This is a genomic window from Colwellia piezophila ATCC BAA-637 (assembly GCF_000378625.1).
Lineage (GTDB): Bacteria > Pseudomonadota > Gammaproteobacteria > Enterobacterales > Alteromonadaceae > Colwellia > Colwellia piezophila.
Window position 1 is genome coordinate 115,133 of record NZ_KB905172.1, and the last position, 23,638, is coordinate 138,770.

Genomic DNA, 23,638 nt, shown 5'->3' on the forward strand with positions numbered 1-23,638 from the left:
AGTGTACTAAGCTCCTTTATAAAAATGATCAAGCGCCTTGTAAAAGTAAGCAAACTACTTTGCCAAATATAAAAGATTAAACAGAATTTAGACAGTTTTGGTGATCGTTAAAGTGAAACATCAAACATCAAGAAATTAAGTTACTAGCTGTGAGTTACTCTATTCTCGCAGTTAGTTGGTTCAAGGAAAAAGAAAACGCGCGGAGTTGACGTTAGTCAATGAGCACGATTGATGAATATCTTGAGCCAAATAACAAAGAGAATGAGATAACGTAATGAATATAAAAGATATTTTGAGTGAAAAAATTAGTGCTGCAATGGTTGCTGCGGGATTGCCTGAAGGTACTAACCCGGCAATTAGTATATCAAATCGTCCAAACTTTGGTGACTATCAAGCCAATGGTGTTATGGGCGCAGCGAAAAAACTTAAGACTAATCCGCGCGAGTTAGCGACTAAAGTTGTTGCCGAGCTAAACCTAGACGGTATTGCTAGCAAAATAGAATTAGCGGGTCCTGGTTTTATTAATATTCACTTAGATGAAAAATGGTTAGCTGCACAACTAAATACGGTTGCTCAAGATGCTCACATTGGCGTTAGCCAACGTGGTGTTAACCAAGGTGATGATGTACAAACGGTTGTCGTTGATTATTCAGCACCTAACCTTGCTAAAGAAATGCATGTGGGCCACTTACGTTCAACCATTATTGGTGATGCAGTAGTACGCGCGCTAGAGTTTCGTGGTGACAAGGTTATTCGTCAAAATCACATGGGTGATTGGGGCACACAATTTGGTATGTTAATCGCGCACTTAAGCGATAAACTTGCCAGTAGTGAAGTTGCTGAAACAGCGCTTAGCGATTTAGAAAACTTTTACCGTGAAGCGAAAGTACGCTTTGATAACGAAGAAGGTTTTGCCGATAGAGCCCGTGCTGATGTCGTTAAATTGCAAAGCGGTGATGCCAATTGTGCCAAATTATGGCAACAATTTATTGATATCTCTATTGCCCACAGTGAAGAAATTTACGCTAAATTAAATGTTTCATTACAACGCACAGATATTATGGGCGAAAGTGCTTATAACGATGATTTATCAACGGTAGTTGATGAGCTCATGGCAAGTGAAATTGCCGAAGAGAGTCAAGGCGCTAAAGTTGTTTTTATTAATGAAATGGCTAACAAAGATGGGGAAGCACCGGTATTCATCGTACAAAAATCAGGTGGCGGTTTCTTATATGCCACCACTGATTTATCTGCGTGTCGCTACCGTAGTGGCAAGCTAGCGGCTGATCGCATCATTATATTTACTGATGCTCGCCAAGCATTACACTTTAAACAAGTTGAGATTGTTGCCCGTAAAGCTGGCTTCTTACCTGACAATGTTGGTTACCAACATTGTCCCTTTGGTATGATGATGGGAGATGATGGCAAGCCATTTAAAACCCGTACTGGCGGTACTATCAAGTTAGCAGAATTACTTGATGAAGCTATCGTTCGTGCATCTGCATTAATCAAAGAGAAAAACCCAGAGATTAGTGATGCTGATTTAGCTGAGATTTCAAATAAAGTCGGTATTGGCGCGGTTAAGTTTGCTGATTTATCTAAAAATCGTACTAGTGATTATATTTTCAACTGGAAAACCATGTTGAGCTTTGAAGGCGCTACCGCACCTTATTTACAATATGCTTATTCACGTATTCAAAGTATATTCTCTAAAGCAGAGAGCCCTAAAGCAGAGAACTCTAAGGCCGATAGCCTTAATAATACTGCCACTATTAACATCATTGAACCACAAGAAAAAGCCTTAGCATTAAAGTTATTACAACTTGAAGATGTCATTGATGTGGTCATTAGTGAATGTACACCTAACTTGTTATGTAATTACCTTTACGAATTAGCCAGCCTTTACATGAGTTTTTATGAAGCCTGCCCTATTCTTAAAGAAGGCATTAGTGAGGAAGTTAAAGCGTCACGTTTGGCCTTATGCCAAGTGATTGCCAACACCTTAAAACAAGGCTTGGATATTTTAGGCATCGAAGTAATGGATCGCATGTAATTTATGCTTAGTTAGCGCAATTGATGCGTCAAAAGTACTCACTGACTAACGTCAGCTCCGTGCTTTTTTCTTTCTCTTAGACTAACTAATTTAAAATTAATACGCTTAAATAGCTTGAGGATAATAGCTCAAGCTACCGACCCCGATGAGGCAATGATGCAGTTTACCGATAGTCACTGTCACCTTGATGATAAAGCTTTTCAAGCACAACTCCCCTACTTATTAAAACAATGCGCTGAACTTGCTATTAATCGTATTATCGTGCCTGCTATTGCGCCGAATAACTTTGATAACGTCTTAAACCTGGCGAAACAACATCACAAAAATCCGATTGAAATTTTTCCCTGTTTAGGTATTCATCCGTGGTTTTTACAAACATTAAACGATAGTCACCTTGAGCTTTTAAGTAAGAAAGTAACACAGTCGAAAGAAGACATTATTGCCATTGGTGAAATTGGCATTGATGGCGCTATTATTAAGCGTAGTGATGATCCCCCAGCAGAATTAGCAAAGCAGCAACACTTCTTTGACTTTCAGCTCAACCTTGCAAAGCAGCATGACCTGCCGGTAATAATCCATCACCGGCAATCACACGATAAGATAATGCCTTTTTTACAGCGCTATCAGCTAAACAAAGCAGGTATCATTCACGGCTTTACTGGTAGCTATCAACAAGCGAAAGCTTATGTCGATTTAGGCTATAAATTAGGGGTCGGTAGTACCATTACCTACTCACGCGCTAAGAAAACCATCAATACCATTAAACGACTGCCGTTAAGCAGTTTAGTCTTAGAAACTGATGCGCCGTCTATGCCGTTAAGTAATGAGGTGACCGGTATAACAGTACCGGCTTTCCCTGAGAAGGAACACACTGAGATGGAAAATACTACGGTGGTAAGTACTGAGCTTGCCAAACAAGAAAATATAGCCCCTCCGGCTAATTCACCCGTCAATATAATCACAATATTTGAGCTGCTAACAACAATACGCACAGAGAGTGCTGAAGAACTTGCTAGTCAACTTGAGCGTAATATAGAGCAGGTATTCTTTTCTTAACTAGTTAACCTGAACTATGGATAAGCAACACTTACTCAACATTCCCCTTTATCCTATTCTCAGCGTTAAAACGTCGATAAATAACCCGTTATTCATAAACGTTTTGCCTTGATAATAGAATAAATTGAAACATTGATAGAGTATATAGCTACTTAATCTTGTGAATTTTGTTCTTAATAATCTAATACCAATTTGATTAAGTTCTTTCCCACTCAGCGAGAATTAAAAGGCTTAGAGGCAAGGCATTGATTGATGAGAATGGTTATTCAGGAGAATATGCTCCTGCATTCTCTATTAAGCTGCATCCATGCTGCGTCCTTGTCAAAATTAATAACGCCGCATTTAAGCCTTTACCTTTTATTAGGTACTCGCCCTTGGGAGCTCATTGATAAACTGATAACGTCACAAAATTAATGAAATATAGAATAACTATGTTTAACAAATTTTGTTTGTTCTAAGCTCACCAATGTAGCTCTGAGTAGGGAAGAAATTTAATCAAAATGGTATAAGTTTTTGTTTTTATTTAAACATCAAGTATTCATTATCCAGAATTCAGGTTAGTTAACTTATTGGCACTTAACTACGCATAAACTACAGATATACTGGCTATAAGAATCAAGTATTTGGATTATTTGAACTAGGCTTTTGAGCGTTCGAATTTAAACGATAACCGCGTCTGCTAAAGCGATTTAAACCACGCGTCAGTAAAAATCCAACAACACCCGCCAACAGCAGCATTAAACGATGTAGTGACTGCTGTTCTTCATCGGCTTTGGCTAAAATGTCGATTAAATAAGAGGGTTCAATGGTAAAACGTAGATAGCCATGCAGCTTATGATTAGCCGAATCACTATGACGAATTTCTTCAATAAAAAGCGTTAATTTATCCGTTACATTACGTTGCTGTGGCGAAATCCCATAGAGATCGTTAATGCTTTTAGCTTTAGGACGAGCAATTTCATTGCCCTGTTTATCAATTTCCATTGACGTAGCCGAAACGAGCAGCAGACCAGTAGCATCATATAAGTGCGCTTGTTTAACAAAATTAACTGCCGCCAAGCCATCAAGATAACCTTGTAACAAGGCTTTTTTCTCAATATTGTTTTTATGATCTTGCTCAATAATCACCACCGCGCCAGCTACCGCTTGTTGTAATTGTTGCTTGCCAATAAAGGTAAAGTGCTCGGTTAAGTTTTTGCTATTTTTTACCCCGGTAGACTGCAAAATGCTTATCAGTAATATGATAAGCAAAATAGCACTAGCTAATTGCAGGATTTTATTATAAATCGATGATAATTTAGGGTATAAAGGCTGTTCGGCTTGCTTCATAAAAAACACAGATGACTATTTTAGTGCATTAATAGTTTCACTATAGTGAGATTATTAACTGATGTGAAGTTTAATATAACATACCCAAGAGAGTTAACGTGTCTTTTATCGCCAATGTATTATCGCTGTCACTAGAGCAGTATTTAGCCCAAAACTTGCAAAACAAGCAATTACCTGTCGCTTTTAGCTTATCAGAAAATGCGCTCAACCTTGATGACAAACACCTTGCAGCTGTTGCGGCTCAAAACAAAATTGAGTTGGTAGTATTTAATCAACTTACTCTTGATAAGCTGCTGGCATTACAAAACCATGTTCAACTTGAAATAACTGCACTTGGTAAAATTAATCACCGTAATAAGCAAACTAGTTGTCGCTTTCAAGTCAGTTGCGCTGACTTTATTCAAGCACGTAAAGCACTAGCTGACTTTACTTTAGTAAATGGTATTGAAGCAGCCTTATTAAGGCAAGTACCAACGCTAGCTGAACCCGGTTTATTAGTGATGGATATGGACTCAACCACCATTGAAATAGAATGCATCGATGAAATAGCTAAACTTGCCGGTGTGGGAGAGGAAGTAGCTGAAGTTACTGAGCGCGCTATGTTAGGTGAGCTTGATTTTGCCCAAAGCCTACATCAACGTGTTGCCACCTTAGCCAACTCACCTGAAACGATTTTAAGTGATGTGGCCCAGAACATCCCCTTAATGGCAGGTTTACAGCCATTAATTAACGAGCTGAAAAAGCATAACTGGCGTATCGCCATTGCTTCGGGCGGCTTTACCTATTTTGCCGATCATCTAAAAGAAACCTTAAACCTAGATGCGGCGTTTGCCAATACTTTAGAAATAATAGATGGCAAGCTCACCGGTAAGGTATTGGGTGATGTAGTTGATGCGCAAGTCAAAGCTGATTCTCTCGCTATTTTAAGTAAAAAATACCACATTCCAAAAAACCAAACGGTTGCTATGGGTGATGGTGCTAATGATTTAATCATGATGGCTGCGGCAAGCTTTGGTGTTGCTTTTCATGCTAAACCAATTGTCTTAGCGCAGGCGGACAGTAGCATTAACGTGCAAGGTTTAGACTGCCTATTACATTGGTTAGATTAATTATTTAGCTAGGCTAGTAATAAAATCAGGGTTATCGCAAGGCTGTTGTTATTTCAAATAAACCTCACCCCACTTAATATAATAGTAAGTTACTTTAGTAAATAAGTGGCTTGGTCGAACTATAAGCTGTTTAATCAGGATAAAATAATGTTGACTTTGTTTCGTTCCTCAACAGTTTTAGCCAAAAATATTTTGCCCATTAACGAGGACGTTATCGATACAAAATCTATTCCCAATACATTATTTTATATAATTTATTAATGTCTCGAATGTGGTATCAGTGATCGTTAAATAAATGTGGTCATAGTAAATTTAAATGATTTGTCGCGGTGGCGACGACACCCAAAGGAGACTAAACACCGACCCCCTTTTGGAGTCCCCCGGCGCTGCTAACAAACGTATTATTCAATTTACTCAAGTGTTATCGACGTAACATCGCTGATGGCACATCCATGTGCCGACAGCGCTTCATTCATCATCAGGACAATTGCTCCTGCATTGTCTAATAAGCTGCATCCATACAGCGTCATGGTGAATATACGTGAACACTTTCATTCCTTTCATCGTTTATTAAAGCAGAATGAGTGCATGTCTACACATTATAGTACTGACTATTATGTAGACAATTGAAGTTATATAGGGGCGATAACGCCATAAAGTATTTATGCTCATGTCAGCAATCTTTACATAGAGTGGACATAAGAATGAGGTTAGCTCTGACAATAAAAATAGCAGTTAAACTGCACGCATCAAGGCTACTCACTTAGTAGCCATCATTTTTAGCAGTCACCGTTTAATTTGTCAGCTCATACCTCAATAATGCTTCTTGAGTAACATCAATTAGCTGAAAAAGCCCAGCAACACTATATATTTCTTGCTCAAGCTGTTTACCTCTATGTATTGCATAACCGCCAATATAAGCCAACTCTGGATTTAAATGTTCCATGTGAGCCTCATCACTGCGCGACAGTTTTAATTGCAAGCTATAAAAGTCACCTTGTTTTAACGATTTTTTTATAAAGAAGCTTCTGCTTTCTGGCGTCTCAAAGTCACTGGCTAGCTTTATGATTACTGACTTTTCGATATCGGTTTTACTTGGGTTGATGGCAATGTAAATACTCTCACTAATGGCAGGTTCACTAGCTAATAGTTGCTTCATTTGATGATCAAGTAAATTACTGACCTGCGAGTTAGCAAGCAATGGATAAAGGTTATAATAACCATCTCGATCACTGAGCCGTAACATGGCTGACAATAGGTTTTTATGGCTTTGATAGGCGTGCTGCCCTACGACTAATCGTTCAACTTTATAACGACTGCCACTTGATTGTACCATCGCGGTTGGCGTTACCATATTCACCGCATATAAGGTCCTTAATGCGCCAGATAAACCAGGTGTTAACATGGCGTACTCGTCAGGCGTTAACTTATCCTTATTTTTATTAATTAATAATTTAAAAAATGAACGTCCTATATGTTGATGCTCTTTAACGGATACCCGTAGGTTGACCACGGTTTTATCTTGGCTAATACGAATCACTTTATAAGGTAATTTTTTCAGATCAAATGCTGAAGTGATCTTCTGTAATTTTGGAAAACTTAAATAAATAATATCGTCTTTCGGAAGTACCGCTGGGTTTTCTAGATCTATTTTCAAACCAGAAACAGAAAAATCTGCTGACTGTCCAACGCAACTCCCTCCGTCCGAGTCAATACTTACCGGGGTTTTATATTTAAAACGCACTTCTTGACGTTGATGACCATAACCTAGCGCAATTTCATCAATACGATTTTTTTTCTCGCCATATTTATGACCAAAACTTTTAAGTCGTTCCAGATCAATACCTACATAACCGAGTGACTGATAATCACTGATAGCCGTTGTGCTAGTAATATCAGTAGCCGTTACCAAATAAGGTAAATTCGCAATAAGGGCCTGCACTTCGTCGGTTAACGGCGGATTTAAATAACTTTGCTGTTTAGTCATTGCTGTTGCTAAAGTAAAGGGTGAATAAGCTTGTGTTGGCTTTAACGGCTGGAGTTTTAACGCGGTTATCGAAAAGGTACTTTTACTGGCCGAAAAAGCTAAAAACTGTTTAAAAAAGTGTTTATCGTGCTTGAGTTGCACTTCATCTACTGTGTAAAAAAACGTACGACCCTTATGTCGATGAATAAAGCTAAACACCAGTAAACTCTTGCCTTGTGGTAAGGTTTGTAAATTCTTCATCCTCTGTGTATTCATCAGGTAGTGCAAAGTGGAATGCTTTTTATCATCTTGCCAATAATGATATATCTTTTTATTATTATTAGTCGTTAACGCATACCGTGGCGTAATATCGGTCCCGCCCGCGCCTCTACTTCCCTGCATAAAGACAACTAACTCATTTGTTTTCACTAAGGCGTACTGCTCAAGGCTTCTTGCTTGTAAGGCGGCTAAGCTATTATCTAAGTTAATTTTATAACGGCGTTTATTGCCTTGAATATAGCCAGACAAAAACTGTGAAAAGCTGTCATGTTCAGGAATAGCGGTGCGTTGACAGCCAATAAGCTGAGTAGCTGAATCACGTAAGGCATTTTTCACTTCAAATGTTAACAAGCCATCTCTACTGAATTGAAACTCTTGCTCTAAACCGGTAAACGCTATGGTTAACTGATCACCTTTAAATAACGGGACTTCGTTCATCAGCTTAAATTTAAGACCGTTAACACTAATATCGACACTAGTGGTGTGCAGCTGTTGCTTATCTTTCAGCGTTAAAGTAATTGGAATAGCAAAGTTCATACGCTCTTCTGAGCGATTAGGATAGTTAGCCAACAGTTGTAATTTGGCTGGATATTGCACTTTTTCTACTGATGAAATCTTTCTGTTATGCTCAACACTTATCGGCGAGATCTGGTCATTTTGATAAAGATTACGAAAACTATTTTGCGCGTCTTTGACCAATTCATAAACTCCAAACGTATAACCGCCATAAATATCAACATTTTCCTTAAAAGCGCTAATAGCAACATCATCTAAAAAATGGCTTTGGCCTTCAAAGTCAAATAACTGACACTCGCCATCAACCAAGCCACGCAAATCGATGGCACGAGTACAGACAGCACCTAGGCGCTTTAACTCCATTTTCAATAAAAACCTTTCGTTTCTAGTGAGGTGTCCCGTTGCTGCAATGAAGCTGTCGTCAAAACTAGGCTTACTCACTACACCTCGAAAATTTTCAATGATTTTATGGTGTTTACTGAAATTCTTATTCATAGTTTATTATTAACTTCTCGTTTACTCGCTGTTTAAATTGCAAAAACTTACTTAATCATAGGCTTATACCAATTTAACTAAATTATTGCTCACGTGTGCTGGTTAAAATACGCCATGTCAGTGTTGCTCTCAATCACACACCCCAGCTATTACTCAATCGAGCGCCTTGCCCTGATTTATTTTTCCACTGCACAACAAGATCACAAATTTAATGAAACGGGTATTACAATTTTTATCATTATTTTAGCTTAGACAAAAAAATCAAAATCATTATAATCTAACCGACTTTATCAATATAAACCAAGCAATTTCTATGCCTACCAACAAGGTTATAGGCATTACCTTGCTTTTTTATCGTATAGTGTCGGTATTGTTCGACTCAAAGATAACGTAGTCAGCATAGTTCATGGTAATAAGTACATGGGTAATAAGCGCATTATTTCCCCTCTTCGGATAGTTTAAAGGTAGGTAAAGTCTAAATGGCAAAAGCAGCAAAATTAGAGTTTGTATGTACAGATTGTGGCATGAACTTCTCTCAATGGCAGGGGCAATGCCGTTGTGGGGCGTGGAATACCTTGGTTGAAATGAAAATACCTAAAGCCACCAGTAAAAACTCAGTGACACGCACAGCAAGAACTGCAGGCTATGCAGGTTTAATTGGTGGCGGCTCTAAAAAAATTAACGAGATAGAAGCCACCGATGCAGAAAAAAAATTAACCGGTATCGGCGAGCTCGATCGTGTTTTAAGTGGTGGCGTAACTAGTGGCTCGGTCAACCTTATTTCTGGCGATCCCGGCGCAGGTAAAACCACCTTACTCTCTGACCTTATCGCTCGTATGTCCAAGACCACAGCCTCGCTCTATTGTACTGCCGAAGAATCTCTTTCTCAGTTTAAGAACCGTGTGCACCGATTAAAATTAGACTATGACGAAGATAACTTATACCTATTGGCTGAAACCAGTGTTGAGTCAATCATTGACGAGTTAGATAAAAACAAAATTAAGTTTGCCGTTATTGACTCTATTCAAGCCGTAGTGAGTGAAAATGCTAATGGTAGTCCAGGCTCTCCCTCGCAAGTAAAAAGCTGCGCGCAAGCACTCACACAGTACTGCAAACAAAACAATGTCACTATGTTTATTATTGCCCATGTTAATAAAAACAATGAAATAGCGGGTCCACAAACCTTAGTACACATAGTTGATGCGCTTTTACATATCGATACTAATGATGGTCAAATCCGCACGCTTCGAGCTAATAAAAATCGCTTTGGCGATATCGACACTGTTGGCATTTTCAAAATGTGTGAACGCGGTATGCTCAGTGTAGATAACCCCAGTGAAATATTTCTATCTGGCTCTAGCACTGAATCTCCCGGCTCAACCATCACCTGTATTCGTAAAGGTAACCGCAACCTACTGTTAGAAATTCAATGTTTAACCACTGAAACGGAGGCAGAATTTCCGCAACGGGTTTGTGTCGGCTTGAACATGAACAGAATTAAAATGTTAACGGGCATTTTACGAAAACACACCAAAACCAAGATATTTCACGATACTTTTTTTAATATTGTTGGTGGACTAAGAATAGATGAGTCGGAAACCTGTATTGATCTCGCCTTGGTATCAGCGCTGTTAAGTAGCTTGAATGATTTCATTATTCCGCGTAACACCTGCATTATGGGCGAGTTAAGTTTAAACGGTGATGTTAGACCAATAGACAGCGGCGTACCCCGCGTTAAAGAAGCGGCTCAGCATGGTTTCACTGAAATATATATCCCCTATCGTAATTATCATAAATCCATGGAAGGTTTAGGTGCGAACATACACGCAGTAAAAACCATTCATGAGCTCATTGAATTGATAAAGTAACGGTAGGGAACATCGAGTGAACACGCTGCTTCTGTGTTATAAGCAGCGTACTTTCCTCGAATCGTTTCGGCAACTTGTTGCTGTTACTTATATTTTTAGAGACAAAATTCACATAAAGTTCCGTCTTTTTTAACGCAAAGCTAGTTTAACAAACCCTCGTTTGCTAAAGTGCTGACCATACGCGTGTTGACAGTATAGCTACTAACTAACATAAATATCATCAGCACAATGTACACCATTACCTGTTTAGCTTATCTAAAAAAAACAATTAAATAATTAAATTCGATAAACATAAATAATAACTTAATAAGATAACTTCCTTATGAAATTTCCCCTTAAAAAAGCATTGCTTGCGCTTGCTTGTACATTAGCGTTACCACTCAGTGCCAGTGCAAACAATAAAATCGATAATGATGAGAAAATACAAGTTATAGCCGCCACGGTTACGACGCAACCATTAACCATTGAGCGAATTTATAGTTCTCCTTCTCTAAATGGTCAAACGCCAAAGTCATTAAAGTTCTCGCCTGATGGTACCCGTGTAACCTACTTACAAGGTAAAGCAGAAGATTTACACCGATACGATTTATGGGAATACAACCTAACCAGTAAAGAAAATAAACTACTGGTCGATTCACAATCACTCTTTAGTGGCACCGAGACTTTATCTGATGAAGAAAAAGCCCGTCGTGAACGCCAGCGTATTTATGGTGTTGGCATCATGGAATACCAATTTTCTCAGGATGGTAGCGCATTATTATTCCCCCTTAATGGTGATATTTATTACTACCATTTGGCGAGTAAAATCTCGAAACGCTTAACGAAAACAGCGGAATTTGAAACAGATGTAAAATTTTCACCCAAAGGCAACTATGTTTCTTATATTCGCGAGCAAAATATCTATGTGTTAAATATTGCCTCAGGTGAAGAGCGTCAATTAACTATAGATGGTGGTGGCACCATTAAAAATGGCATGAGTGAGTTTGTTGCTCAAGAAGAAATGTCTCGCATGACCGGCTATTGGTGGTCACCCAATGAAAAACATATCGCTTTTTTACGTGTTGATGAAACCCCAGTTCAAATCGTTATTCGTAATGAGATATATGCGGAAAAAATTGAGTTGATTGAACAACGTTATCCGGCAACAGGCACCAACAATGTCCATATTCAGCTAGCGGTTACTGATATCAAAGGCAAAAAAATTCGCTTTATTGATCTCGGTGACAACCAAGACATATATATCCCACGGGTAAAGTGGCTTAGTGACAGTAAAAAAGTATCGTATCAATTACAAAGTCGTGATCAAAAGCACTTAGTATTAAAAACCTACGACTTGAAAAAACGCCGTCAAAAAACCTTATTAACTGAAACATCTAGCCATTGGTTAAACCTAAACAAAGATTTAACCTTTTTAAATGATAATAAAAGCTTTATTTGGGCATCTGAGCGTGATGGTTACAAGCACCTTTACCATTACAACTTAAAAGGTCAGCTTATTTCACAATTAACAAAAGGCGAATGGGTAGTTGACTCCCTCACCCGCGTTGATGAAAAAAATGGTTGGGTATATTTTACCGGCCGTGCTGATACGCCACTTGAACGTCACTTGTATAAAGTACCACTCAATGGCAAGTCACCTGAACACGTACAACGTATTACTACTCGAAATGGTTTTCATAGCATTAGCTTTAGCGCGACCACTGACAGCTACATTGATAGTTTCTCGAATACCAATACCCCGAAACAAGTCAGTTTACATCGAGCAAATGGTGAGCATGTGACTTGGTTAGCTGAAAATAAAGTAACACCTGAGCACCCTGTTGCCCCTTATTATGATGATCTAGTGATGCCTGAGTTTGGTTCATTAAAGTCAGATGATGGCCAAGCTGATTTGTACTACAAGCTTTATAAACCGAAAAACATGCAGCCGGGTAAAAAATACCCGGTTATTGTCAGAGTTTACGGTGGCCCAATAGCTCAACGTGTTACCAACAAATGGCAAGGTGCTGATATGACTCAGTATATGTTGCAACAGGGTTATATCGTTTATCAACTTGATAACCGTGGCTCTAACTACCGCGGTACGGCTTTTGAGTTTCCTATTTATGAAACTCTGGGTAAAGTCGAAGTTGCGGATCAAATCACCGGCGTTAAATACTTACACTCATTACCCTATGTTGATAAAGAGCGTATTGGTATTTTTGGCCATTCCTATGGTGGCTATATGGCATTAATGACGATGTTCAAAGCGGGCGATTACTTCAAAGCAGGCGTTAGTGGCGCGCCAGTGACCGACTGGATGTTATACGATACCCATTATACTGAACGTTATTTAAACCACCCTAAAGTAAATGCTGACGGTTATCAGCAGAGCAGTGTGTTTCCATATGTTTCAGGTTTGAGTGGCCCACTAATGGTTTATCATGGTATGGCTGACGATAATGTTTTGTTTACTAACACCACAAAGTTAATTAAAACCTTGCAAGATGAAGGTAAGTTATTTGAGTTGATGACCTACCCTGGCAGTAAACATAGTATGCGTGGTAAAAAAGTAAAAGTGCACTTAAACGCCACTATTATGGACTTCTTTGATAGACATTTTAAATAAACGTCACCATTTTATGCTTAAAGTGTAGTAAATAACATCAGTAATTTGATGTTATTACCAAGCCAACTAATTTAGTTTTGGTAAAGAAAATCAACGGCAAGTAACCCTGTTACTTGCCGTTTTTTTTACTCAAAAATGGCAATAACCTCGTTTACAATTAATTGCAAATAAGCCTGTTTTATCTATTGCATTTTTATCACTGAAGGAGGATTATGAAATGGAAGAGAACGACACAGATAAAGATTTAGATAACAAAAGAGGTAAGATTATGAAGATTGAAATTTCTGGACACCACGTTGAAATTACTGAAGGTATCAAGCAATCTATCGAAAATAAGTTTGCTAAAATCTCTAAACATTATCCGTCAATCATGACGCTAAACTCGACCATTACCGTAGAGACGCATCAACAAAAACTTGAAGTAACCACCCTATATGAAGGTGAAAAAGTAACAGTAAATGCTTCTGACAAACAACTGTATGTGGCTATTGCCAAAGTTGCTAAGAAACTACAAGTTGCCCTTGCTCGTCGCAAAGGTGTGTTATCTGCCAAATTTAACAATAAGTTTGTTGTTCAACAAACAGACTTATATCACTCAGCTTAGCTTAGCTTTGCTTTGCTTAGCTTAGTAAGGCTAAACATAAACCAAGGCTAGTGACCTGTTGGTAATAAGCTAAATCAAAGGGTTAAGCAATTACCAACAAAACCCAAAACCTTTATTAACAGGTCAAAGGTTAACAAGTTAACGATAAAACAAAAAGGCTGCACCATTCTCATGGTGCAGCCTTTTTATTGTTAGTTCACTAATACTAATCTGGTTCATAGTCTAAGTTTGCCGATAACCAACGCTCAGCTTGCTCTATAGTCATGCCTTTACGGGCGGCGTAATCAAGCACCTGATCTTTAGCCAGTTTTGCCACGGCAAAATACTTTGATTCTGGGTGAGAGAAATACCAACCACTTACCGCCGCACCTGGCCACATGGCATAACTTGAGGTTAAGTCCATATCAATGTTTTCTTTAACGTTAAGTAACTGCCATAACAAACCTTTTTCGGTATGCTCAGGACAAGCAGGGTAACCTGGTGCAGGACGAATACCTTGATAGTTTTCTCTGATAAGATCATCATTACCAAGGGATTCATCAGGAGCGTAACCCCAGTATTCTTTACGAACTTTTTCATGTAAATATTCTGCACTGGCTTCGGCTAATCTATCCGCCACCGCTTTTAATAATATAGAGTTATAAGCATCGTGATCAGCATCAAAGACTTTCACTAAATCTTCAACACCAAAACCTGCTGACACCGCAAACGCGCCAATATAATCGTCAATACCGCTATCAATTGGGGCAACATAATCTGCTAAACAGCGATTAAACTGCCCTGCCGGTTTTTTACTTTGTTGACGTAGTTGATGAAGTCTCATTAATTTTTCCTGGCGACTTTCATCAGTGTATAGCTGTATATCATCTTGATTACTGTTCGCAGGAAACAAGCCAAATACCGCTCTAGCAGATATTTTTTTATTGTTTATAACGTCATCAAGCATGGCGTTAGCATCATTAAATAAGCTCGTTGCTTCAACGCCAATCACTTCATGTTTTAAAATTAGTGGATACTTACCCGACATCTGCCAGGTCATGAAAAAGGGTGTCCAATCGATATATTTTCTAACTTCGTTCAAATCGATATTATCAAGTACGGTAATACCCAACTTATTAGGCTTTTTTGGCGTGTAATCGTCAAAATTAATTTTGGTCGCATTAGCACGCGCAGCTTCAAGACTAATTAAACTTGAGCGAGGGCCTTTTTTGTAATGACGAATACGTACCCGTTCATACTCTTCCTTCGTATCAGCAAAGAACTTGGCTTTGTGTTCCTTAGATAATAATTTACTGACCACAGAAACCGCACGAGAGGCATTCGATACATAGACTACAGGTTCATCATATTGCGGTTCAATTTTAACGGCTGTATGCGCCTTTGACGTGGTTGCACCACCAATTAATAAAGGCAGTTTCAAGCCTGTGCGTTTCATTTCTTTAGCAACATGAACCATTTCATCAAGTGATGGCGTGATCAAACCGGAAAGACCGATAATATCGACCTTTTTTTCTTTTGCTACCCGTAAAATATCTTCACAGGAAACCATGACACCAAGGTCAATAATTTCATAGTTATTACACTGTAATACTACGCCAACAATATTTTTACCAATATCATGAACATCGCCTTTCACCGTTGCTAATAAGATTTTACCATTGGTACTAATTTCAGTTTTTGCCGCTTCAATAAACGGGTTCAAATGAGCAACCGCTTGTTTCATTACTCGCGCAGATTTTACCACTTGTGGTAAAAACATTTCCCCCGCGCCAAATAAATCACCAACGGTATTCATACCGTCCATTAACGGCCCTTCAATAACATCTAACGGACGCACCGCAATAAGGCGCGCCTCTTCGGTATCAGCAACAATAAATTCGTTAATGCCTTTCACTAATGAATAAGACAAACGTTCATTAATCGGCAGCTCGCGCCACGTCAAGTCAGTTTTTGAAACCTGGCCACCGGCTTGACCATGATATTCTTGGGCAATATCAAGCAAGCGCTCAGTAGCGTCATCATCACTATTGTTAATAACATCTTCAACAGCTTGTTTTAAATTTTTCGGTAAATCAGAATAAATGGCTAATTGGCCGGCGTTAACAATGCCCATGTCCATGCCATTTTTAATGGCATAATATAAAAACACCGCATGAATAGCTTCACGTACTGGGTTATTACCTCGAAACGAAAATGATACGTTTGAAACACCTCCAGATATCATCGCATAAGGTAGATTTTTCTTAATATCGCCAACCGCTTCAATAAAATCTACCGCGTAGTTATTATGCTCTTCAATACCGGTAGCAACAGCAAATATATTAGGGTCGAAAATAATATCTTCCGGTGGAAAACCTATTTCATCGACCAATATATGATAAGCGCGATGACAAATTTCATATTTACGTTTACGGGTATCGGCTTGGCCATCTTCATCAAAGGCCATCACTATCATAGCTGCGCCGTAACGGCGTACTAATTTAGCTTGTTTACGGAAATTGTCTTCACCCTCTTTCAAGCTGATCGAGTTAACTATGCCTTTACCTTGAATACACTTTAAACCCGCCTCAATGATGTCCCATTTTGACGAATCGATCATAATTGGCACTTTAGCAATATCTGGCTCGCCAGCAATCAAATTTAAAAAACGTACCATCGCTTCTTTAGATTCCAACATGCCTTCATCCATGTTGATATCAATAATTTGCGCGCCATTTTCAACCTGCTGCAAGGCGACAGCAACAGCTTTTTCGTAATTTTCTTCTTTGATCAAACGTTTAAATACAGCCGAACCGGTAACGTTAGCTCGCTCACCCACATTAACAAACAAACTATCACCGTTAATGGTTAAGGCTTCTAAACCGGACAAACGACAAGCGATTTCACGCGACTCCACTATACGAGGGCTAATGTTAGCAACCGTGTCAGCCATGCCTCTAATGTGCTCTGGCGTAGTACCACAACAACCACCAATAATATTTAAGAAGCCTGAGGATGCCCACTCTTCTACATGCTTATTCATATCCTCAACGGTAAAATCATATTCGCCAAAAGCGTTCGGTAAACCGGCATTCGGGTGAGCAGAGACGGCAACGTCGGAAATACGGCTTAACTCTTCTACATATTGGCGTAGTTCAACCGGGCCAAGCGCACAGTTTAAACCAAATGAAACCGGTTTAGCATGACGCAGTGAATTGTAAAAAGCTTCGGTAGTTTGCCCTGACAGAGTACGGCCGGAAGCATCGGTAATGGTGCCTGAAATCATCACAGGTAAACGCTGACCTAATTGCTCAAATACCGTTTCAACGGCAAAAATGGCCGCTTTAGCATTAAGGGTATCAAAAATAGTTTCGATTAAAATGATATCACTACCGCCTTCAATCAAGGCTAACGTCGACTCAATGTAAGCCTCTTTTAATTCATCAAAAGTAACGTTACGAAAAGCTGGGTCATTTACATCCGGAGAAATTGAACAGGTACGATTTGTTGGCCCTAATACTCCAGCAACAAAACGTGGTCTATTGGGCGTTTTTTTAGTGTATTCATCGGCCGCTGCACGGGCAATTTGAGCGGCAACACGGTTAATTTCGCTACTATACTCTTGCATGTCATAATCAGACATGGCAATAGTCGTGGCATTAAAAGTATTAGTTTCAAGAATGTCAGCGCCCGCTTCAAGGTACTCAAGGTGAATCGCTTTAATAACCTCAGGCTGAGTAAGCACTAACATATCGTTATTGCCTTTAACATCACTGTGCCAATCAGCAAAACGATCGCCACGGAAGTCTTGTTCTTCAAACTTGTACGATTGGATCATGGTACCCATAGCACCATCAAGTATTAGGATGTTTTTAGCCAGTTGCTGTTCGAATAAGGCAAAAGATGGGTGTTTTTTCATTGTAAAATCCAAGAGTAACTATTTTAAGAATAAGGGTGATTTTCAATACTTAAGGTATTATTTCATTAGTGTAGAATTAATATGATCAGCATCTAATTGATAAGGCGTAATTTGATAAACATAATAATTTAACCAGTTAGTAAAGAGCAAACTACCATGACTGCGCCACGAGCCGACCGGTTTATTATTAATATTGTTATCTTGATAATAGTTGATGGGAATTTTGCACTCAGCATCTTTTTTACGATCTCTAAGATACTCTTCATGTAAGGTCGAGGTATCGTATTCAGGGTGACCGGTAAGGTACACTTGTCGCTTATTTTTACTGGCGACTAAGTAAACTCCTGCATCAGGCGATTGCGCCAAAATATTAAGTTCATCAACACCCTGATAATCGGCTTGATTGATATAACCGTAACGAGAGTGTGGTACATTAAAATTCTCATCGAAACCCCGAGTAAGCTCTTCTTTGCTATCAAGAGGATAATGCAGATAAATCCCCGATAGTTTTTGCTGACGTAAGTGACGGTTTAAGCCGTAATGGTGATACAAAGCCGCATGGGCAGCCCAGCAAGAAAACATAGTTGAAGTGACGTTTTTCTCTGCCCAATCAAACACCTCACAAATTTTATCCCAGTAACTCACCTCAGCATAATCTAATAGTGCTAAAGGCGCGCCAGTAATAATCAAACCGTCATATTGCTTGTGTTTAATCTCATCGAATAAACAATAAAAACTATCTAAATGTTCTTTTGGCGTATTTTTGGAAATATTTTTATGAATGCGAACAAATTCGACATTAATTTGCAATGGTGTATTTGATAACATTCGCAAAATTTGTACTTCAGTTTCAATTTTATTAGGCATCAAATTCAAGATAGCCACTTGCATCGGGCGAATTTCTTGATTGGCAGCACGGTGCTCAGACATAACAAAAATATTTTCATTATCTAACACGGAAAGAGCGGGTAATTGACCGGGGATTTTAATGGGCATGGCGCTACCTAACAAAAAAAGCACATAATAATTTTAGAGTTATAATGTGACTTAGATTGCTAGAGATGTCAACATCTAAACGTATAGACGTCTATATGGATTGTTTCACCCTTATAATTTTTTACCCTATGTAAAACGTCATTTAAAAAGAGAAAACCGTCAAGAGCGAGAATAACTCTAGCCCCTTTTGTATATAGCTATCAAAAGGCATCTAAAGACACAGTCCAGACTAATCACAATAATTATCTTATAGTTCACCATCTTTTTGAACTGAAATCATAGATATTCCGCGTTGCCACCACAGCGATCATTGGTGGCTATATTTTGAATGTTAGCTGTGTTGCCAATAACGCTCGCTCAGAAAAAGCCTCATATTCCATATTGTTTTTATTGTTGCCTAGCCTTCACTAACCTTTCTAAATAGCTTTTATCTAAGTGATACACAGTTGCTGCTTGAGAAGCATTACTCAAGATTTTCTTAATAGATGAACCATCCTTATTTGCCTTGTAAAGATCGTAAAACCCATGAACGTTCTGCGATGAAAAAAAGACTTTCGAACCGTCTGTAGACCAAGCTGGACCCCACTCTACAACACTATTTCTAGTTAGTCGCTTTTGGTTGGAGCCATCAATGTTCATAACGTATACCTCTTGATTGCCATCTCTATTTGAAAGGTAAGCGATTTGCGAGCCATCTGGTGAGATTTTTGGAGACATATTATTCGATTCATCATTGGTCAGTTTAATCACATTGCTACCATCGATATTAGCAATGCTAATTTGACTTGGGCTGGCTTTAGACTGGAAGAGTATTCGTCCGTCTTGCATAAATTCAGCAGCACGTCCCTCTAGTGCATTAATTTGGCGTTGTGAAGTCCCATCTGCGTTCATAAGCCAAATCTCTTCTTGCCAGTCTCCGTTTACGCCTTTGTACTCTCTAGAAAATATAATAGTTTTTCCATCTGTAGACCAAGCTGGAGCACTATCCCAAACATTTTTTACATTGGTCAAGCGGCGGATATTATTTCCATCTATATCTGCCGTGTGAATAGACCAAGTTTTGCGCTTGTCGTATTTACCATAAAAAGCAATTTTCATTCCTGTAGGAGAAACCGCCGGATAGCCGTCATTGGTAGTAGCATCTACCACTTTTATGCGCGTTTTCCCTTGTTCATCGCTCAAATAAATTGATTTGTTATTTGCTTCTTTAAACCCATAAATAATGGAAAAAGGCTGAGAAGTAGCTGTTTTATTGGTTTGACACCCAGTCGTTAAACCAAGTATAGAGATAGAAAGCAGTAGGCATTTTATTCCCGAAAATTTTTTAGCTAGCATTGAGCACAGTCCTTATTGTAAGTAAAAGTTTAGGGGTATTATAAAGACATCAAAGTGGAAAACATGACGTTTTACTGATTTTTCGCTGATTTCTCGCTGTTTTTTAACCTCCCCGTATTTATCAGGTGTATAGGGCAACTGAACGGCTATAGAACGCTTTGAGCGGCCGTTGGCATGAGTTTAACTAATGACAGGTTTTCCTACTTTGCAGATCTTACCTTGAAGTTAATAGGTCGATTTCAGAGGAAAAGCTGCATAATATCCTAATCCGCCTATTATTAATCATGTAATTGACTCATGGGACATCAACCCAAATAAGAGGAACGTATGGTAAAAGACACAATAGAGCAATTGGAAGAGAGGGCTGCAAGAACTCTTGCCAATATGCGGGAAGCGAATGAAGGTACGACCAAGTTTGTTCAAGAAGCTAACAAAGCTCGTGAAGAAGAAATCTTAGCCACAAAAAAAACTAAATGGATACAATTCACCATTGTACTGGGTATTGTTACGGCAATAATCACAGTAACAATATTTTTCAATTAAAAAATGAGTAGGTGGATTAGTCAGAATTTGATCATACGAATTCAAAAGCAGGATTTCACTTAAACTGAGAGTTTTGTTGTATGTCCGACAATATAGTCATTAGATAATTGGCTTTAGGGTAGTATTTACTACCAAGCAGTCCTATGAGATGGCTTTTTAGTTTCTATAAGTGGATTTTTTACAGCAATATCTAGGGGCTACTATGAGCTTGAAGCTGACGTTACTTACGAGTCAAAATCATCCCAACTGGCGGCCACTTTAATACCAAAGATGACCTAAGGCCGAAGGTAAATCCAAACTACATGTTTTGCTCTATAAGGCTTACTGTCAATACATCCATTTTTTAATTATCTAATCCGTTAAAAAACCACCCGTGAAAGAAAAATCAAGGCGAAAATCAAGGTGTCAGAACACTTGATTACTGAACTATTTTTTTTGTGAGATATTTTGTGAGCATTCGTCAGAAACAGCCACCTTGAATACGTCTTAAATATGTTAAAGCATTCTGTTAGAATAATAAGCACTTGATTAAAGAATACCGGGCCAGCATGTCAGAATTTAAAGAATTTTCACTTTTAGAGTCAATTATTGACCGCGTTAGACTTAAGGGCTATAAACAGCCCACACCGATCCAAAAAGAATGTATTCCAGTTCTTATTAAGGGCAAGGATCTTCTTGGTATAGCGCAAACGGGAACAGGAAAAACTGCGGCCTTCTCATTGCCCATTATCAATAATTTCGGACGAAATAAAGTAGATATCAAAGCGAAGAGCACGCGTTCGCTCATACTAACGCCCACGAGAGAGCTTGCCTCGCAAATAATGCAAAATATTGATGACTACGCTGATGGTTTGGGGCTTAAAACGAAGGTTGTTTATGGTGGTGTCGGAAGACAGAGCCAAGTTGACTCTATCGCACTTGGACTTGATATTTTAGTGGCCACCCCTGGCAGGTTATTGGATTTAATTGAAACCGGCGATATAAATTTTAAGGCGTTAGAAGTATTTGTATTAGATGAAGCAGATACAATGCTTGATATGGGGTTTTTTAACGATGTTCAAAACATCATATCTAAATTGCCAAAAAACCGACAAACACTATTATTTTCAGCGACTATGCCTGCTGAAATAGAAATTCTTGCAGAAGCAATATTAACGGATCCTACAAAAGTTCAAATTACTGCTGAAACGGTTACTATCGACTTGGTTAATCAAAGTGTATACCATCTTGATAAATCGAATAAAATATTTTTGCTATTTAATATTCTGGAAAAAGCTGAATTTGAAAAAGTGCTTATCTTTTGTAAAACAAAGTATGGCGCTGACATCATTGTTAAAGCACTAGAAAAAGCATCAATAACAGCCGCTAGCCTTCACAGTGGTAAAACACAAGCAGTTAGGGAAGAAGCGTTACAAAACTTTAAAGATTCTACTTTAAGAGTATTAGTTGCAACTGATGTTGCTGCGCGTGGTATTGATGTTGATAATATTACGTTAGTCATTAACTATAACCTTCCTGAAGATCCAAGAAACTACATACACCGTATAGGGCGAACTGCTCGTGCTGGGAAAAGTGGCATGGCCATTTCATTTGCTGTAGAAAATGATATAAGGCAATTAAATAATATTGAAAATAGCATAGGGCAAGTCATTCCTGTTGTTACAGAACAGCCTTTCCATAAAGAGTTTTCAAAAGCGCCTATACAAGACAAGAAAAAGAAACAGGTTAAAAAAACAAATAGAACAAGAACAAAGAGAAAATAAGGACAGGCGTAAATAAGCCAACTAAAGGTTTTCAGCTAGACTACAAATATCACCTCACGATGCGTTAGGTGTGCCTTTCTTTGTGGTGAAGAAATACCAACTCCATTAAGTTAGTTCCCACTCAGAGCTTGCCAGCGGTTTGAGAACAAATAGAATTTTTTTGCATATAGTCACTCTATATGAAAGAAATTCTGTGCGGTTATCTAATCGCTAGAAAGCTCCCAAAGGGCGAGTTTAAATGGCTTACATACTGCGTTATTGATTTTGATAAGGACGCTGCATGGATGCAGCTTAATAGAGAATGCAGGAGCATATTCTCCTGAATAACCATTATCTACAATCAATGCCTTGCCTCTAAGCCTTTTAACTCTCGCTGAGTGGGAAGAAACTTATTGGAATTGGTATAAGTACGCTGGGAAATTTTATGAGCATCGGCGTGGTTGGGTTGCAGATAAACACCATGGGTTAAGTGATGCTTTTGCGATTGATGTCTGTGCGTATGCCTTGTCTATTTGAGAGGGAGTAACCACACCCATTAGGTGCTATTTATTGATGAGAAATAAGCGAAGTCATGGACAATGAATGAAGTGATTACCCGTTGGCATCAGTTATTTAGATCACCTTGTTAACCCAAAAACAACCAACCAACATCTACTCTTTCATAGAAATAAAAGATCTACTCTAGGCTCTAAGATGTCGTTAGTAACTCAAAAGCTAACGTCTACTTTTAGCAAGAAGTTGTCATACAGCTCACTAAAACCTAATGACCGCTTAGGTCGGAAGAGTTGCCTTTAACAAAGCCATCGCTTACGTCAACTCAAGCCACTTTTTTGACGTTAGCTTTTGATGAGGGCAAAACTAACCAGTGTTCATTGCTCTAAGGTCACTAGCTACCACAAAGATGACATTAAGAGATAACATTGAAACAACGTTTCGGATTAGATTTTGGGCTCTTCTCCGCTTTGATGCAAATAATTGTATCTTCTGGCTAATCTATCATATTGATTTAATATTATTTTTTCACCCAATTGAATAATGATCAAGTCATGCCAACTATCTCTTCAACACTTTTTCAACTTCCAGGACAGTGTATTGAATCAATAACACTTGATAATGAGCATACTGTTGTCATTCAGTGTCGACGGGATAAACGTAGAAAGCCTATCGATCCAAGAACAAATCAATCAGGAACGATCAACCGTTATGTCCGTCGAAGAGTG

General features: G+C 38.7%; 13 protein-coding genes. 8 read left to right on the forward strand and 5 right to left on the reverse strand.

Features of this window, described 5'->3' with window-relative positions:
- Positions 1-274 precede the first annotated feature (274 nt).
- Together argS and F580_RS0119635 are read left to right on the forward strand one after the other, a co-directional pair.
- Positions 275-2,053 (forward strand): arginine--tRNA ligase, encoded by a 1,779-nt coding sequence (gene argS, locus F580_RS0119630; protein ID WP_019029461.1) that lies wholly within the window; start codon positions 275-277, stop codon positions 2,051-2,053.
- A gap of 153 nt (positions 2,054-2,206) precedes the next feature.
- Positions 2,207-3,109, forward strand: a complete 903-nt coding sequence (locus F580_RS0119635) for a TatD family hydrolase (protein ID WP_245560654.1) — start codon at positions 2,207-2,209, stop codon at positions 3,107-3,109.
- 615 nt (positions 3,110-3,724) lie between these two features.
- Here F580_RS0119635 and F580_RS0119640 read toward each other — a convergent pair.
- Positions 3,725-4,438 carry a hypothetical protein gene (locus tag F580_RS0119640; protein WP_019029463.1) on the reverse strand — a complete coding sequence of 238 codons (714 nt, stop codon included), beginning with the start codon at positions 4,436-4,438 and terminating at the stop codon, positions 3,725-3,727.
- 98 nt (positions 4,439-4,536) lie between these two features.
- On the opposite strand from F580_RS0119640, the gene serB reads away from it, so the two are divergent.
- Positions 4,537-5,547, forward strand: coding sequence for a phosphoserine phosphatase SerB (gene serB / locus F580_RS0119645; protein ID WP_019029464.1), 1,011 nt, complete (start codon positions 4,537-4,539; stop codon positions 5,545-5,547).
- 793 nt (positions 5,548-6,340) lie between these two features.
- Here the strand turns inward: serB and F580_RS0119650 are convergent.
- Entirely contained in the window at positions 6,341-8,803 is a 2,463-nt protein-coding gene (locus F580_RS0119650) for a PilZ domain-containing protein (RefSeq protein ID WP_019029465.1), read from the reverse strand.
- Between the two features lie 479 nt (positions 8,804-9,282).
- Here F580_RS0119650 and radA point away from each other — a divergent pair, with 479 nt between their 5' ends.
- The 3 genes from radA to hpf all read left to right on the forward strand — a co-directional run bounded on the left by radA (position 9,283) and on the right by hpf (position 13,883).
- Positions 9,283-10,671 carry a DNA repair protein RadA gene (gene radA / locus F580_RS0119655; protein WP_019029466.1) on the forward strand — a complete coding sequence of 463 codons (1,389 nt, stop codon included), beginning with the start codon at positions 9,283-9,285 and terminating at the stop codon, positions 10,669-10,671.
- A 322-nt stretch (positions 10,672-10,993) separates the two neighbouring features.
- The gene (locus F580_RS0119660; RefSeq protein ID WP_019029467.1) at positions 10,994-13,279 is read left to right on the forward strand and encodes a S9 family peptidase; all 2,286 of its coding nucleotides are present in this window, start codon (positions 10,994-10,996) and stop codon (positions 13,277-13,279) included.
- 217 nt (positions 13,280-13,496) lie between these two features.
- Positions 13,497-13,883 (forward strand): ribosome hibernation-promoting factor, HPF/YfiA family, encoded by a 387-nt coding sequence (gene hpf, locus F580_RS0119665; RefSeq protein ID WP_019029468.1) that lies wholly within the window; start codon positions 13,497-13,499, stop codon positions 13,881-13,883.
- A 205-nt stretch (positions 13,884-14,088) separates the two neighbouring features.
- On the opposite strand, the gene metH is transcribed toward hpf, so the two are convergent.
- From metH to F580_RS0119680, 3 genes are all read right to left on the reverse strand, one after another.
- Positions 14,089-17,781, reverse strand: coding sequence for a methionine synthase (gene metH / locus F580_RS0119670; protein WP_019029469.1), 3,693 nt, complete (start codon positions 17,779-17,781; stop codon positions 14,089-14,091).
- 57 nt (positions 17,782-17,838) lie between these two features.
- A complete protein-coding gene (locus F580_RS0119675; RefSeq protein ID WP_019029470.1) occupies positions 17,839-18,777 on the reverse strand; it encodes a homoserine O-succinyltransferase in 939 nt (312 codons plus the stop codon).
- A 387-nt stretch (positions 18,778-19,164) separates the two neighbouring features.
- On the reverse strand, positions 19,165-20,112 hold the full coding sequence (locus F580_RS0119680; RefSeq protein WP_019029471.1) for a TolB family protein: 948 nt from the start codon (positions 20,110-20,112) through the stop codon (positions 19,165-19,167).
- A 327-nt stretch (positions 20,113-20,439) separates the two neighbouring features.
- Between F580_RS0119680 and F580_RS0119685 the strand changes: the two genes are divergently transcribed.
- Both F580_RS0119685 and F580_RS0119690 read left to right on the forward strand, forming a co-directional pair.
- Complete coding sequence (locus F580_RS0119685) at positions 20,440-20,655, forward strand: hypothetical protein (protein WP_019029472.1); 216 nt, start codon at positions 20,440-20,442, stop codon at positions 20,653-20,655.
- Between the two features lie 548 nt (positions 20,656-21,203).
- A complete protein-coding gene (locus tag F580_RS0119690; protein WP_019029473.1) occupies positions 21,204-22,418 on the forward strand; it encodes a DEAD/DEAH box helicase in 1,215 nt (404 codons plus the stop codon).
- Positions 22,419-23,638: the final 1,220 nt, after the last annotated feature.